This is a genomic window from Mycobacterium sp. NGS69 (assembly GCF_059812165.1).
The window spans coordinates 296,215-310,594 of the sequence record NZ_JCALCD010000002.1; the positions used below are offsets into that span (position 1 = coordinate 296,215).

Below are 14,380 nucleotides of genomic sequence, written 5' to 3' on the forward strand. Positions count from 1 at the left end.
CGAAGGGCGGCCAAAACGCGGTATTCTCGGCGCCGTGCCGATCGGGAAACGCAAGCTGACCCCCGCCCAGGCTCGGCGCTTAGCCGTTGCGGCACAAGGGTTTAGCGAGCCGCGGCCGAGTGGCCCGGTCACCCGCACGCATCTGAAGAGCCTGATCTCGAGAATCCAAGTGCTGCAACTGGATTCGGTGTCGGTGGCGGTGCGCGCCCACTACGCGCCGGTGTTCAGCCGGCTCGGGCCCTACGACCGCGACGTGCTGGACCGCGCCGCCTGGTCGCATTCGGCGCGCTCGCCGCGGCTGCTGGTCGAGTACTGGGCCCACGAGGCCGCGCTGATGGCCGTCGACGACTGGCCGCTGCTGCGCTGGCGGATGCGCCAATACACCCACGGCCGCTGGGGCACCCACATCGTCAAGGCCAATCCCCAACTCGCCGAGGACATTCTCGCCGCCGTCGGTGAGCTCGGGCCCAGCACGGCCGGCCAGATCGAGGCGCACCTGGCCGCGGAGCCGCGCCGGAAAAAGGGGACCTGGTGGACCCGCAGCGACACCAAGTGGGTCGCCGAGGCGCTGTTCGCCGCCGGTGCGCTCACCACGGCTACCCGGGTGGGCTTCGCCCGCCACTACGACCTGGTGGAGCGGGTGTTGCCGCAGCGCGTGCTGGCCCGCGAGGTCGACGACGACGAGGCCGTCCGCGAGCTCACGCTGCGGGCGGCCGGCGCGCTGGGGGTGGGCACCGAGGCCGACATCCGCGACTACTTCCGGCTGTCGGCCCAGCAGGTCAAGCCCGCGATCGGTGATCTGCTGGCCGCGGGGGAGATCGAGCGGGTCGACGTCGACGGCTGGTCCGCCCCGGCGTACCTGCTGGCGGGCCGGACCGTGCCTCGCTCCGACCGCGGCACCGCGCTGCTGTGCCCGTTCGACCCGTTGATCTTCTTCCGGCCCCGGGTCGAACGGTTGTTCAACTTCCATTACCGCATCGAGATCTACACCCCGGCCGCCAAACGCCAGTACGGCTACTACGTGTGGCCGCTGCTGATGGACGGCCGGCTGGTCGCGCGGGTCGACCTCAAGGCCGACCGGGCCACCGACTCCCTGCGTGTGCTGGGCGCGTTCGCCGAGCCGGACGCGCCGCGGGCCCCGGTCGCCGCGGCGCTGGCCGGCGAACTGGCATCGATGGCGTCGTGGCTGGGGCTGGGCGGGTTCAGGGTTTCCGGCCGCGGCGATCTGGCGCGCGAACTGCGCGCGGCGGCCCGGCGGGTGGGCTGATGAAGGCGCTCAAGGACACGCTTTGGAAGGCCGCGGAGAAACTGCGCGGTTCGGTCTCGGCCGGCGAGTACAAGGACGTGATCCTGGGGCTGGTGTTCCTGCAGCACGTCGCCGGCTCGCAGTGGCGATCGCTGGTGGACAATGCGAAATCCCCGGACATCGGCCGGCTCGCCGACAACGCGATGGAGGCCGCCGGGCTGCCGCGGCGCTACGCAGACCTCGACTCGCGCCGGCTCGCAGAACTGGTGGGCCTGCTCGACGGCGCGCGGGACGACGGGCGCGCGGGGGACGTGCTGGGCGACGTGTACCAGTACTTCCTGGGCAACTTCGCCCGCTCGGAGGGAAAGCGCGGCGGCGAATTCTTCACCCCGCCCAGCGTGGTGCGGGTCATGGTCGAGGTGCTCGAACCGTCCAGCGGCCGGGTGTACGACCCGTGCTGCGGTTCGGGCGGAATGTTCGTGCGCACCGAGCAATTCGTCGCCGAGCACGACGGCGATCCCGCGAAAGTCGCCGTCTACGGCCAGGAGAGCATCGAGCAGACCTGGCGGATGGCCAAGATGAACCTCGCCGTGCACGGCATCGACGACGCGGGCCTCGCCCGAGGCGACACGTTCGTTCGTGACCAGCACGCCGGCGTGCAGATGGACTACGTGATGGCCAATCCGCCGTTCAACATCAAGGATTGGGCCCGCGACGAACGGGACCCGCGCTGGCGCTTCGGCGTTCCGCCCGCCACCAACGCGAACTACGCCTGGATCCAGCACATCCTGTCCAAGCTGGCCCCCGGCGGGAAGGCCGGCGTGGTGATGGCCAACGGCTCGATGTCGTCGAACACGCTCGGGGAAGGCGACATTCGGGCGCGGATCGTCGAGGCGGACCTGGTGTCGTGCATGGTGGCACTGCCCGCGCAGCTGTTCCGCAGCACCGGAATTCCGGTGTGCCTGTGGTTCCTCGCGCTCGACAAGGCCGACCGCGCGGGCCAGGTGCTGTTCATCGACGCCCGCGGTCTCGGCTACCTGGTGGACCGCACCGAGCGCGTGCTGACAGACGACGAGATCGTCCGCATCGGCGATACCTACCACGCATGGTGCGGATCGGAGTCGGCTGTCACCAAAGGTCTTGTCTACCAAGATATTCCGGGCTTCTGCCAGTCGGCGTCGCTGGACGACGTCCGGGCCGCGGGCTACGCGCTGACGCCGGGACGCTACGTGGGCGCGCCCGCGGCCGACGAGGACGCGGAGCCGCTCGACGCCAGGATCGCCCGGCTGACCGGCGACCTGGTGGCGGCGCTCGACGAATCCGCGCGGCTGGAGCGGGTGGTGCGCGAGCAGGTGGAGCGCCTGCGGTGATGGCCAGGCTGGGCGACCACCTCGACTTCAGCAACGGGACCAGCGCGCCGGCCCGAACCCCGGAAGGGCGCTTCCGCGTCTACGGCGCCAACGGGGCGATCGGCTATGCGGCGCAATGCAATGCGGCCGGTCCCTTGATCGTGCTCGGGCGCGTCGGATCGTATTGCGGCAGCCTGCGGTACTGCGATTCCGACATCTGGGTCACCGACAACGCGCTGGTGTGCCGGGCCAAGGACCCGGGGGAGACGCGGTATTGGTATTACGCGCTGCACACCTGCGGCCTCAACGGGCACCGCGCCGGATCGGGACAGCCGCTGCTCAACCAGACGATCCTGCGCGAGGTGCCCGTCTCGACCGTCGCGGCGCCGCAGCGCCGCCGGATCGCCGGGCTGCTCGGCGCCGTCGACGACAAGATCGCCGCCAACGAACGCGTGATCGCCGCCGCCGAGGGCCTGATGCTCGCCGCCGCGGAGTCGGTCCGCGAACGCGTGCCGCTGTCCGACCTGGCGGGCCGATCGACGGAATCCCTCGGCCCGCCCGGGTTCGACGATATGGTGGCCCACTTCAGCCTGCCGGCGTTCGACGACGGCGCGAAACCCAAGCTCGTCGCCGGGGCATGCGTGAAGAGCGCCAAGTTCGTCCTGTCGGAGCCGTGCGTCTTGGTCGCGAAGCTGAACCCCAGGATTCCGCGCGTCTGGAACGTGCCGGCCCTGCCCCCGCAAATGGCTTTGGCCAGCACGGAGTTCGTCGTGCTGCGGCCCCTCGGCGTCGACACGTCTGCGCTGTGGGCTGCGCTGCGGCAACCCGATGTCGTCGCGACGTTGCAGCGACGGGTCGCCGGGACGTCGGGCAGCCACCAGCGCGTCCAACCTGGCGAGCTGCTCCAAGTGCCGGTCCGCGACGTCCGGCGCCTGGCGCCCGCGGCGGCGGGAACGATCACCGGCCTGGGCGCGCTGTGTCACGCGCGCCGCGCGGAATCCGTGCGGCTGTCCGCGTTCCGCGACGCCCTGCTGCCGCTGCTGATATCGGGTGAGCTTCGGGTCGGGCCGCCACGTTAAGGTGGGCGCCGTGGCCGAGACTGCGCCGCTGCGCGTGCAACTGATCGCCAAGACGGAGTTCCTGGCGCCGCCGGACGTGCCCTGGACCACCGACGCGGACGGCGGCCCCGCGCTCACCGAATTCGCCGGCCGAGCCTGCTATCAGAGCTGGTCGAAGCCCAACCCCAAGACGGCCACCAACGCGGGCTACATCGGGCACATCATCGACGTCGGGCACTTTTCGGTGCTCGAGCACGCCAGCGTGTCGTTCTACATCACCGGCATCTCGCGATCCTGCACCCACGAGCTGATCCGCCACCGGCATTTCTCCTACTCGCAGCTGTCGCAACGCTATGTGCCGGAGGGGGACTCGCGCGTCGTCGTCCCGCCGGGCATGGACGACGACCCCGAACTGCAGCAGATCCTCACCGAGGCCGCCGACGCCAGCCGCGCCACCTACGCCGAGCTGCTGGCCAAGTTGGAGGCCAAGTTCGCCGACCAGCCCAGCGCGATCCTGCGCCGCAAGCAGGCGCGCCAGGCCGCCCGGGCGGTGCTGCCCAACGCTACCGAGACCCGCATCGTCGTGACCGGCAACTACCGCGCGTGGCGGCACTTCATCGCCATGCGCGCCAGCGAGCACGCCGACGTGGAAATCCGGCGCCTGGCCATCGAATGCCTGCGCCAGCTCGCCGACACCGCACCCGCGGTGTTCGCCGACTTCGAGGTCTCCACCCTGGCCGACGGCACCGAGGTCGCCACCAGCCCGCTCGCGACCGAGGCCTGACCGCGCGGCGGCTAATTGCGTTTGGTACCGCCAGGTAACCTGAAGACCGTGAGCACCGTCGGATTCGACGCCCCCGCCCGGTTGGGAACGCTGCTGACCGCGATGGTGACGCCGTTCGCCGCCGACGGCGCCCTGGACACCGCCGCCGCCGCGCAGCTGGCAAACCACCTGGTGGACGCCGGGTGCGACGGCCTGGTGGTCTCCGGGACCACCGGCGAGTCGCCGACCACCACCGACGACGAGAAACTCGAGCTGTTGCGGGTCGTGCTGGAGGCGGTGGGCGACCGGGCCCGCGTCATCGCCGGCGCCGGCACCTATGACACGGCTCACAGCGTCCGGCTGGCCAAGGCCTGCGCGGCCGAGGGCGCGCACGGGCTGCTGGTCGTCACGCCGTACTACTCGAAGCCGCCGCAGAGCGGGCTGATCGCGCACTTCACCGCCGTCGCCGACGCGACTGAGCTTCCGGTGCTGCTCTACGACATCCCGCCCCGCTCGGTGATACCGATCCAGACCGAGACCATCCGCGCGCTGGCCTCGCATCCGAACATCGTCGGGATCAAGGACGCCAAGGCCGACCTGCACAGCGGCGGCCAGATCATCGCCGAAACCGGGCTGGCCTACTACTCCGGCGACGACGCGCTGAACCTGCCGTGGCTGGCGATGGGCGCCACCGGCTTCATCAGCGTGATCTCGCACGTGGCGGCCGGACAGCTGCGGGAGTTGTTGTCCGCCTTCGGCTCCGGCGACATGGCGACCGCCCGCAAGATCAACGTCGGCCTCGCCCCGCTGTGCAACGCCATGGCCCTCCTCGGCGGGGTGACCATGTCCAAGGCGGGTCTGCGCCTGCAGGGCATCGACGTCGGTGATCCCCGGCTGCCGCAGATGCCGGCCACGGCGGACCAGATCGAGGCGCTGGCCGCCGACATGCGCGCGGCCTCGGTGCTCAGGTGAATCGGACGTGAACGAGGAACTCGCCCCACCGGGTCCCCTGGCTCCGGGCGGGTTGCGGGTAACCGCATTGGGCGGCATCAGCGAAATCGGCCGCAACATGACGGTTTTCGAGCACCTGGGCCGGCTGCTGATCATCGACTGCGGGGTGATGTTCCCCACCCACGACGAGCCCGGCGTCGACCTGATCCTGCCCGACCTGCGCCACATCGAGGACCGCCTCGAGGACATCGAGGCGCTGGTGCTCACCCACGCGCACGAGGACCACATCGGGGCGATCCCATTCCTGCTCAGGCTGCGCCCCGACATCCCGGTCGTCGGTTCGAAGTTCACCCTGGCGCTGGTCGCCGCCAAATGCCGCGAACACCGCATCAAGCCGGTCTTCGTCGAGGTCAGCGAGGGGCAGCGCAGCACGCACGGCGTATTCCAGTGCCAATACTTCGCCGTCAACCACTCCATCCCCGACGCCCTGGCCATCGCCGTGCACACCGGCGCCGGGACCGTGCTGCACACCGGCGACATCAAGCTCGACCAGCTGCCGCTCGACGGCCGGCCCACCGACCTGCCCGGTATGTCCCGGCTGGGCGACGCGGGCGTGGACCTGTTCCTGTGCGACTCGACGAACTCGGAGATACCCGGCGTCGGCCCCTCGGAGAGCGAGGTGGGCCCGACGCTGCACCGGCTGATCCGGGGCGCCGACGGCCGGGTGATCGTGGCGTGCTTCGCCTCCAACGTGGACCGGGTGCAGCAGATCATCGATGCCGCAGTGGCTTTGGGCCGGCGGGTGTCGTTCGTCGGGCGCTCGATGGTGCGTAACATGGGCATCGCCCGCGAGCTGGGTTTCCTGCGCGTGGACGATTCCGACCTGATCGACATCTCCGCCGCCGAGATGATGGCGCCCGAGCGGGTTGTGCTGATCACCACCGGCACCCAGGGCGAACCGATGTCGGCGCTGTCCCGGATGTCGCGTGGCGAGCACCGCAGCATCACCCTGACGTCCGAGGACCTGGTGATCCTGTCGTCGTCGCTGATACCCGGCAACGAGGAGGCGGTGTACGGCGTCATCGACGAGCTGGCCAAGATCGGCGCCCGCGTCGTCACCAACCAGCAAGTGCGCGTCCATGTTTCCGGTCACGCGTACTCGGGCGAGCTGCTCTTCCTCTACAACGGCGTGCGGCCGCGCAACGTGATGCCGGTGCACGGCACCTGGCGGATGCTGCGCGCCAACGCCAAGCTGGCGGCGCGCGCCGGGGTCCCCGAGGACTCGATCCTGTTGGCGGAGAACGGCGTCAGCGTCGACCTGATGGCCGGCAAGGCCACGATCTCCGGCGCCGTGCCGGTGGGCAAGATGTTCGTCGACGGGTTGATCACCGGTGACGTCGGCGACATCACCCTGGGCGAGCGGCTCATCCTGTCGTCGGGGTTCGTCGCGGTGATCGTGGTGGTGCACCGCGGCACCGGGCGTCCGGCCGCTGCGCCGCAACTGCTTTCGCGCGGCTTCTCCGAAGACCCCAAGGCGCTCGAGCCCGCGGTGCGCAAGGTCGAGGCGGAGCTGGAGGTGCTGGCCGCCGACAACGTGACCGACCCGGTTCGCATCGCCCAGGGCGTGCGCCGCACGGTCGGCAAGTGGGTCGGCGAGACCTACCGCCGCCAGCCGATGATCGTGCCGACGGTCATCGAGGTCTAGCGGCGATCGCCGGCTAAACCTTCTCCGCGTAGGCCGACCATTCCAGCTGCGAGGCCCCGAGCTCGCGCCCGGCGGGCCGCACGTAGCGCGCCACCAGCTCGTCAGGACCGGCCTGCTCCACCAGCCGCCAGCCGTATTCGCCGATGAACGTGGCGACCTCGTCGGGCTGCAGGCCGAAGTGCCACAGCTGGTGACGCTCGCGGACGTTGCGGTACAGCGTGCGGGTGCCGTACCGGTTGCGGCCGTCGATGAAGTCCCGCCGGACATAGGTGAACACGAGTCGGCTGCCCGGCGCGGCCGCGCGCAGCCCCTCCAGGGTTCGCCGGACCCCGTCCTCGGTGAGGTACTGGGTGACGCCCTCCCAGACGAAGAAGGCCCGGTAATCGGTGCGATAGCCGTGCTCGGCCAACGAGGTGAGCAGGTCATCGCGCTCGAAGTCCAGCGCCACCAACCGAACCGACAGCGGCGGCTCGCCGAGCGCCCGGCGCACCATCTTGGCCTTGCGCGCGATGTTGACCGGCAGGTCGACCTCGAAGACCGGGATGCGGGCCCGCCGGGTCAGCCGGTAGGCCAGCGTGTCCAGTCCGGCCCCGAGGATCCCCACGGCGTCGATGTCGTCGCGCGCCCCCGAGATCTTGTCGTCGATGAAGCGCTTGCGGCAGGCCAGGTTCGCCCACAGCCCGGGGCCGGTGAACTCCGAGCCGCGGATCATCAGCCGGCGCGCCGGGCCCCACCGCGTGGCGCCGGCGAGCAGCCGCAACGGGCCCGGCAGGAACAGTTCCGCGAGGTCGTCGTCCACCAGGCGACGCCCGGGCGGCTCGTTGTGCTCGACGGCGGCCAACACCATCGGGCCGAACGCCGTCTGCGCCGCGGGATTTCGCCCCATGGGCTACTTGTTCAAGAAGCCCGCATCGACGGGCAGCGTGACGCCGGTGATGTAGCGGGCCTGGTCGGAGACCAGCCACGCCACCGCGTTGGCGATGTCCTCGGCCTGCAGCACTTCCACCGGCAGCGCGTTGCCCAGGCTGCGCGGCTGGTCGGTCTGGGCGGCCATCTTGGCGAGCCACTCCCGGGTGAACTCGTTGTTGATCATCGGGGTTTCGACGCCGGTCGGGTGGATCGAGTTCACCCGGATATTGTGGCCCGCAAGCAGATTCGCGTATACCCGCATCAACCCGACCACGCCGTGCTTGGCGGCGGCATAGCCGACGGAGCCGGCGTCGGGACTGCCCACCCCGGCCAGCCCGGCGGCCGAACTGATCAGCACGATCGACCCGCCGCCGCCCTGTTTGACCATGGTCGGTATCGCGACCTTGATCGTGTTGTACACGCCGGTGAGGTTGACGTCGATGACGTCGCGCCAGCCGTCGTCGCCGGATGCCATCGGCGCGATCCCGGCGTTGGCCACCACGATGTCCAGCCGGCCGAACTCGTCGATGCCGGCCCGCACTGCGGCCGAAAGCGATTCCCGGTCGCGGACGTCGGCCTGCTTGGCCACGATGCGGGCGCCGGTGTCCTCGACGAGCTTGACGGTGGCCGCCAGGTCCTCGGGGGTGGCCAGGGGATAGGGCACGCTGGCGATCTGCTCGCACAGGTCGACGGCGATGATGTCCGCGCCCTCGGAGCCCAGCCGGACCGCGTGCGCGCGGCCCTGGCCGCGGGCGGCCCCGGTGATCAGCGCGACTTTTCCTTGAAGCGGGCCGGGACCACTCACGCGCGCAGCTGCCCCTTCTCCGGGTCGCCCGCGGGAACCGGCTGCAGCATCTTGATGTCCGGCGCCCCGGCGAGGTGCTCGCCGGCCGCCGTGAACAACTTGGTGATCGCCGGGGCGGTGCTGTGCGCCTTGAGGGCCTCGTCGTCGGCCCACTGCTCGACGAAGACGAAGGTCTCGCCGGCCTGGTGCAGGGAGTAGAGCTGGCAGCCGGGCTCCTCGTGCACTTCCGAGACCGCGGTGGTCAGGATGTCGCGGACGGTGTCGACCGATTCGGGTTTGACGGTCATGGTGGCGACGACGACGACGGGCATGCTCGGGCCTCCTGGGCGCTTGAGGGGTGGGTGACGGCATGACGTACGTCACCGCCAGCCACCCTACCCACGACCGATCCCGCGCATCCCCGGCCGGGCGGCGGTTACCAGTGTGGCGGGTGGTGTAGATGAGGCATTTGCGACTACCCTGAGCCTCATGCCAAGTAAGACCGCCGCCCGCTCCGGAGCCCGAACGAGCAGGTCAAAGGCCACTTCGCGGGGGAGGTCACGAAGCGCGCGCCCGGCGGCGCCCCGCAAGAAGGCCAGCAGGCCCGCCAAACGCCGCAATCAGTCGTTGCTGGTCGCCACGGGGCTGACCTGCGGCCGCGCCATGCGCGCCACCTGGCTGATGGCGGCCCGGGGCACCGGCGGCGCGGCGCGCTCCATCGGGCGGGCCCGCGACATCGACCCCGGACACCGCCGCGACGGGATCGCGCTGGTGCTGCTCGGCGTCTCCGTCGTGGTCGCCGCGAGCTCCTGGTTCCACGCCGCCCGGCCGGTGGGCGCGTGGGTCGACACGCTGCTGCGGACCTTCATCGGCTCGGGCGTGCTGGCGCTGCCGGTGGTCGCCGCCGCCGTGGCGGTGACGCTGATGCGGACCCAGCCCAATCCAGACGCGCGGCCGCGGCTCATCCTCGGCGGCAGCCTGCTGGCCCTCTCGGCGCTCGGCCTGCGGCACCTGTGGTCCGGTTCGCCGGAAGACCCCGAATTGCGCCGCCGCGCGGCGGGATTCATCGGTTTCGCCATCGGCGGGCCGCTGTCGGACGGGCTGACGCCGTGGATCGCCGCGCCGCTGTTGTTCATCGGCTTCATGTTCGGGCTGCTGTTGCTGACCGGCACCACGATCCGCGAGGTGCCCGACGTGGTGCGCGGCATGTTCGGCGGCCGGCTGCTCGGCGACGACGACGTCGCCTACGACTACGCGGACGAGTTCGACGACGATATCGACAGTGACCGGACCCGCGACGACTTCTCCGACGGCTACTACGACGAGTCCCCCGAACCGGAGCCGCAGGCGTGGCCGTCGGCCGGCGCCGCGTCGGCCGCTCCCGACGAGCCGATCGCGGACGACACGCCCACCATCCCGGAACCCGGACGAAGCCGCCGTCGCACCAAGAAGCCGGAACCCCTGGTCGTGGACCGGGTGGTCGAGGGGCCGTACACGCTGCCGGCGCTGAGCCTGCTGATCGCCGGCGACCCGCCGAAGAAGCGCAGCGCCGCCAACAACCTGATGGCCGACGCGATCAGCGAGGTGCTCAACCAGTTCAAGGTGGACGCCGCGGTGACCGGTTGCACCCGCGGACCCACCGTCACCCGCTACGAGGTCGAGCTGGGCCCCGGCGTGAAGGTGGAGAAGATCACCGCGCTGCAGAAGAACATCGCCTACGCGGTGGCCACCGAGAGCGTCCGGATGCTGGCCCCGATCCCCGGCAAGTCCGCCGTCGGCATCGAGGTGCCCAACACCGACCGGGAGATGGTGCGGCTGGCCGACGTGCTCACCGATCCGTCCACCCGCCGCGACCACCACCCGCTGGTGATCGGGCTGGGCAAGGACATCGAGGGCGAGATGATCTCGGCCAACCTGGCCAAGATGCCGCACCTGCTGGTCGCCGGCTCCACCGGATCCGGCAAGTCCAGCTTCGTGAACTCCATGCTGGTGTCGCTGCTCACCCGGGCCACCCCCGAGGAGGTCAGGATGATCCTGATCGACCCGAAGATGGTGGAACTCACCCCGTACGAAGGCATTCCGCACCTGATCACCCCAATCATCACCCAGCCGAAGAAGGCGGCGGCCGCGCTGGCGTGGCTGGTCGAGGAGATGGAGCAGCGCTACCAGGACATGCAGGCCTCCCGGGTGCGCCACATCGACGACTTCAACACGAAGGTGCGCTCCGGCGCGATCACGGCCCCGCTCGGCAGCCAGCGCGAATACCGGCCCTACCCGTACGTCGTGGCGATCGTCGACGAGCTGGCCGACCTGATGATGACCGCGCCGCGCGACGTCGAGGACGCCATCGTGCGGATCACCCAGAAGGCCCGCGCCGCGGGCATCCACCTGGTGCTGGCCACCCAGCGCCCGTCCGTCGACGTCGTCACCGGCCTGATCAAGACCAACGTGCCGTCGCGCCTGGCGTTCGCGACGTCGTCGCTCACCGACAGCCGGGTGATCCTGGACCAGGCCGGCGCGGAGAAGCTGATCGGCATGGGCGACGCCCTGTTCCTGCCGATGGGCGCCAACAAGACGGTCCGGCTGCAGGGCGCCTTCATCACCGACGACGAGATTCACGCCGTCGTCAGCGCCTGCAAGGACCAGGCCGAACCCGAATACACCGAGGGTGTCACCACCGCCAAGACCACCAGCGAGCGCACCGACGTCGACCCCGACATCGGCGACGACATGGACCTGTTTCTGCAGGCCGTCGAGCTCGTGGTGTCCAGCCAGTTCGGCTCCACCTCGATGCTGCAGCGCAAGCTGCGCGTCGGCTTCGCCAAGGCCGGCCGGCTGATGGACCTGATGGAGACCCGCGGCATCGTCGGGTCGTCCGAGGGCTCCAAGGCGCGCGACGTGCTCGTCAAGCCCGACGAGCTGGCCGGGACGCTGGCGCTGATTCGCGGCGGCAGCGACGCCGACGGCGGCGACGCTGCGGAATAGCGCCGAGCAGACGCAGAATCGCACTGGAAGCACGCATTTTGTGCGATTCTGCGTCTGCTCGCGGGATTAAAGCACCCGCAGCATCCGGGAGTTGCCCAGGATGTTGGGTTTGACGTAGCTCAGGTCCAGGAACTCGGCGACACCGATGTCGTAGGAGCGGCACATCTCCTCGTACACCTCGGCGGTGACGGGCGTGCCCTCGATCTCGGTGAAGCCGTGCCGGCCGAAGAACTCGGTCTCGAAGGTCAGCACGAACAGCCGCTCCAGCTGCAGCTCGCGGGCGACCTCCAACAGCCGGTCGACGATCGCGTGGCCGATGCCCTTCCCGGTCACCGCCGGGTCCACGGCGACGGTGCGGATCTCGCCGAGGTCCGACCACAGCACGTGCAGCGCCCCGCAGCCGACCACCTCGCCGGCGGGGTCTTCGGCCACCCAGAACTCCTGGACGGCCTCGTACAGCGTCACCAGGTTCTTTTCCAGCAGGATGCGCCCGGCGTAGGTGTCGACGAGGTGTTTGATCGCGGGAACGTCCGACGTTCGCGCGCGCCGGACCACGGGCAAGCGGTCGCGTGAGCTTTCGGTCACGGGTAACAGTATCGGCAACGGCGAAGGGCGCGCTGGTCAACCGCTATTCTTATGCCGTGTCGGCACAGCCTGAAACGTCCGGAATGGCTGGCCGTGCCCGCATCGCCAACCTCGCCAACGTCCTGACCCTGCTGCGGCTGGTGCTCGTTCCCGTTTTCCTGTTCGCGTTGTTCACCGGGGACGGCCACCAAATCGCCGGGCGCATAGTCGCTTTCGTGATTTTCGCGGTCGCCTGCCTGACCGACCGGTTCGACGGCCTGCTGGCCCGCAACTACGGAATGGCGACCGAGTTCGGCGCGTTCGTCGATCCGATCGCGGACAAGGCCCTGATCGGGTCGGCGCTGATCGGGCTGTCGATGCTGGGCGACCTGCCGTGGTGGGTCACGGTGGTGATCATGGCCCGCGAGGTGGCGGTCACGCTGCTGCGGCTGGCCGTGATCCGCCGCGGCGTCATCCCGGCGAGCTGGGGCGGCAAGCTCAAGACGGTGGTCCAGGCGCTGGCGATCGGCCTGTTCGTGCTCCCGCTGACGGGACCGTTCCGGGTGGCGGCGGCGGTGGTGATGGGCATCGCGATCGTGCTCACGGTGGTCACCGGCATCGACTACGTGGCCGGGACGATCAGGACCGTCAGGCGAGTTCGCCAGACAACCGGCTGAACGGGAACCAGGCCACCCCTGCCCGCGTTGACCCTTATGAGCGCCTGCCGAATGGGTCTTTTTTCGTGCCGGGCAGGGCTGACTGGACGAAGGAGGGCGGGATGCCGCCATTGATGCGCGAGGTCATCGGCGACGTGTTGCGCCGGGCCAGGACGTCGCAGGGCCGCACGCTGCGGGAGGTGTCTGATTCGGCGCGGGTGAGCCTCGGATACCTGTCGGAGGTGGAGCGCGGCCGCAAGGAGCCGTCCAGCGAGCTGCTCAACGCGATCTGCGACGCCCTTGAAGTCCCGTTGTCGGCGGTCCTGACCGGGGCAGGGGAGCGGATGGCCAACGAGGAACGCGCGGCCTACAGCGCGGCGACCGCCGGCGCGAGCGGCGCCACCATCGACGCCAGCACCAAGGTCGTCATTCCGCCGGTGGCGTCGCTGGCCGTGGCCTAGGCCCGAACGCGCCACGGGGGCCGATCCCACGTCAGGGGTGGGGCGAACGTCGCCGACCCACTAAATTGAGCGGCAGGGCGCTTGCCCGGCATACGAGAAGCGAAGGTGGAGCTGACTGATGGCCAATCCGTTCGTCAAGGCGTGGAAATACCTGATGGCGCTGTTCAACGCCAAGATTGACGAGCACGCCGACCCCAAAGTGCAGATCCAGCAGGCCATCGAGGAGGCGCAGCGCCAGCACCAGGCGCTGACCCAGCAGGCGGCGCAGGTGATCGGTAACCAGCGCCAGCTCGAGATGCGGCTCAACCGGCAGCTAGCCGACATCGAGAAGCTGCAGGTCAACGTGCGCCAGGCGCTGACGCTGGCCGACCAGGCCACCGCCGCGGGCGATGCCGCCAAGGCCACCGAGTACAACAACGCCGCCGAGGCGTTCGCGGCGCAGCTGGTGACCGCCGAGCAGAGCGTGGAAGACCTCAAGACGCTGCACGACCAGGCGTTGTCCGCCGCGGCCCAGGCCAAGAAGGCCGTCGAACAGAATTCGATGGTCCTGCAGCAGAAGATCGCCGAGCGCACCAAGCTGCTCAGCCAGCTCGAGCAGGCCAAGATGCAGGAGCAGGTCAGCGCGTCGCTGCGGTCGATGAGTGAGATCGCCGCCCCGGGCACCACCCCGAACCTCGACGAGGTCCGCGAGAAGATCGAACGCCGCTACGCCAACGCGATCGGGTCGGCCGAACTCGCCCAGGGGTCCGTGCAGGGCCGCATGCTCGAGGTCGAGCAGGCCGGCATTCAGATGGCCGGCCATTCCCGGCTCGAGCAGATCCGCGCGTCGATGCGCGGCGACGCCCTGCCGGCGGGTGGGACGCCCGCCGCCGGGGCCACTCCGGCACCCGCCGAGACCGCCGGCGGCCAGGTCGCCGAGAAGCCCTTTGGTCAGTAACGCCGCGGACGG

The 14,380-nt window shown here is 70.0% G+C and carries 14 protein-coding genes; 10 read left to right on the forward strand and 4 right to left on the reverse strand.

What is annotated here, in order from left to right:
* Positions 1–40 precede the first annotated feature (40 nt).
* The 6 genes from AC5Y2S_RS06640 to AC5Y2S_RS06665 are packed head-to-tail and all read left to right on the forward strand — an operon-like array spanning position 41 to position 7,072.
* Positions 41–1,267 (forward strand): winged helix-turn-helix domain-containing protein, encoded by a 1,227-nt coding sequence (locus AC5Y2S_RS06640; RefSeq protein WP_499955667.1) that lies wholly within the window; start codon positions 41–43, stop codon positions 1,265–1,267.
* Positions 1,267–2,616, forward strand: a complete 1,350-nt coding sequence (locus tag AC5Y2S_RS06645; protein WP_499954827.1) for an N-6 DNA methylase family protein — start codon at positions 1,267–1,269, stop codon at positions 2,614–2,616. The genes AC5Y2S_RS06640 and AC5Y2S_RS06645 overlap by 1 nt, the downstream gene beginning before the upstream one ends.
* Positions 2,616–3,674: a restriction endonuclease subunit S gene (locus AC5Y2S_RS06650; protein WP_499954829.1), complete on the forward strand. Its 1,059-nt coding sequence runs from the start codon at positions 2,616–2,618 to the stop codon at positions 3,672–3,674. The genes AC5Y2S_RS06645 and AC5Y2S_RS06650 overlap by 1 nt, the downstream gene beginning before the upstream one ends.
* 10 nt (positions 3,675–3,684) lie before the next feature.
* Positions 3,685–4,437: an FAD-dependent thymidylate synthase gene (thyX, locus tag AC5Y2S_RS06655; RefSeq protein ID WP_499954831.1), complete on the forward strand. Its 753-nt coding sequence runs from the start codon at positions 3,685–3,687 to the stop codon at positions 4,435–4,437.
* Between the two features lie 48 nt (positions 4,438–4,485).
* A complete protein-coding gene (gene dapA / locus AC5Y2S_RS06660) occupies positions 4,486–5,388 on the forward strand; it encodes a 4-hydroxy-tetrahydrodipicolinate synthase (RefSeq protein ID WP_499954833.1) in 903 nt (300 codons plus the stop codon).
* Positions 5,389–5,395: 7 nt separating this feature from the next.
* Entirely contained in the window at positions 5,396–7,072 is a 1,677-nt protein-coding gene (locus AC5Y2S_RS06665) for a ribonuclease J (RefSeq protein WP_499954834.1), read from the forward strand.
* A gap of 13 nt (positions 7,073–7,085) precedes the next feature.
* Here the strand turns inward: AC5Y2S_RS06665 and AC5Y2S_RS06670 are convergent, their stop codons facing one another.
* From AC5Y2S_RS06670 to AC5Y2S_RS06680, 3 genes are read right to left on the reverse strand one after another with little or no spacing between them, the layout of a single operon-like run.
* A complete protein-coding gene (locus tag AC5Y2S_RS06670; RefSeq protein ID WP_499954836.1) occupies positions 7,086–7,958 on the reverse strand; it encodes an SAM-dependent methyltransferase in 873 nt (290 codons plus the stop codon).
* A 3-nt stretch (positions 7,959–7,961) separates the two neighbouring features.
* A complete protein-coding gene (locus AC5Y2S_RS06675; protein WP_499954838.1) occupies positions 7,962–8,786 on the reverse strand; it encodes a mycofactocin-coupled SDR family oxidoreductase in 825 nt (274 codons plus the stop codon).
* Positions 8,783–9,097: a putative quinol monooxygenase gene (locus tag AC5Y2S_RS06680; RefSeq protein ID WP_499954840.1), complete on the reverse strand. Its 315-nt coding sequence runs from the start codon at positions 9,095–9,097 to the stop codon at positions 8,783–8,785. The genes AC5Y2S_RS06675 and AC5Y2S_RS06680 overlap by 4 nt, the downstream gene beginning before the upstream one ends.
* Positions 9,098–9,254: 157 nt before the next feature.
* On the opposite strand from AC5Y2S_RS06680, the gene AC5Y2S_RS06685 reads away from it, so the two are divergent.
* Positions 9,255–11,750: a DNA translocase FtsK gene (locus AC5Y2S_RS06685; RefSeq protein WP_499954842.1), complete on the forward strand. Its 2,496-nt coding sequence runs from the start codon at positions 9,255–9,257 to the stop codon at positions 11,748–11,750.
* 66 nt (positions 11,751–11,816) lie between these two features.
* On the opposite strand, the gene AC5Y2S_RS06690 is transcribed toward AC5Y2S_RS06685, so the two are convergent.
* On the reverse strand, positions 11,817–12,335 hold the full coding sequence (locus AC5Y2S_RS06690; RefSeq protein WP_499954844.1) for an amino-acid N-acetyltransferase: 519 nt from the start codon (positions 12,333–12,335) through the stop codon (positions 11,817–11,819).
* A gap of 83 nt (positions 12,336–12,418) precedes the next feature.
* Here AC5Y2S_RS06690 and pgsA point away from each other — a divergent pair, with 83 nt between their 5' ends.
* From pgsA to pspA, 3 genes are all read left to right on the forward strand, one after another.
* Complete coding sequence (gene pgsA / locus AC5Y2S_RS06695) at positions 12,419–12,991, forward strand: CDP-diacylglycerol--glycerol-3-phosphate 3-phosphatidyltransferase (protein ID WP_499955668.1); 573 nt, start codon at positions 12,419–12,421, stop codon at positions 12,989–12,991.
* Between the two features lie 101 nt (positions 12,992–13,092).
* Positions 13,093–13,431 (forward strand): transcriptional regulator ClgR, encoded by a 339-nt coding sequence (gene clgR / locus AC5Y2S_RS06700; protein WP_499954846.1) that lies wholly within the window; start codon positions 13,093–13,095, stop codon positions 13,429–13,431.
* A gap of 118 nt (positions 13,432–13,549) precedes the next feature.
* Complete coding sequence (pspA, locus tag AC5Y2S_RS06705; protein ID WP_499954848.1) at positions 13,550–14,368, forward strand: phage shock protein PspA; 819 nt, start codon at positions 13,550–13,552, stop codon at positions 14,366–14,368.
* Positions 14,369–14,380 lie beyond the last annotated feature (12 nt).

Bases quoted from the DNA above. Each gene is read 5' to 3' on its own strand.
- AC5Y2S_RS06680 (WP_499954840.1), bottom strand. From the start codon at position 9,097: ATGCCCGTCGTCGTCGTCGCCACCATGACCGTCAAACCCGAATCGGTC.
- AC5Y2S_RS06650 (WP_499954829.1), top strand. From the start codon at position 2,616: ATGGCCAGGCTGGGCGACCACCTCGACTTCAGCAACGGGACCAGCGCG.
- pspA (WP_499954848.1), top strand. From the start codon at position 13,550: ATGGCCAATCCGTTCGTCAAGGCGTGGAAATACCTGATGGCGCTGTTC.
- pgsA (WP_499955668.1), top strand. From the start codon at position 12,419: ATGGCTGGCCGTGCCCGCATCGCCAACCTCGCCAACGTCCTGACCCTG.
- clgR (WP_499954846.1), top strand. From the start codon at position 13,093: ATGCCGCCATTGATGCGCGAGGTCATCGGCGACGTGTTGCGCCGGGCC.
- AC5Y2S_RS06670 (WP_499954836.1), bottom strand. From the start codon at position 7,958: ATGGGGCGAAATCCCGCGGCGCAGACGGCGTTCGGCCCGATGGTGTTG.
- AC5Y2S_RS06685 (WP_499954842.1), top strand. From the start codon at position 9,255: ATGCCAAGTAAGACCGCCGCCCGCTCCGGAGCCCGAACGAGCAGGTCA.
- AC5Y2S_RS06645 (WP_499954827.1), top strand. From the start codon at position 1,267: ATGAAGGCGCTCAAGGACACGCTTTGGAAGGCCGCGGAGAAACTGCGC.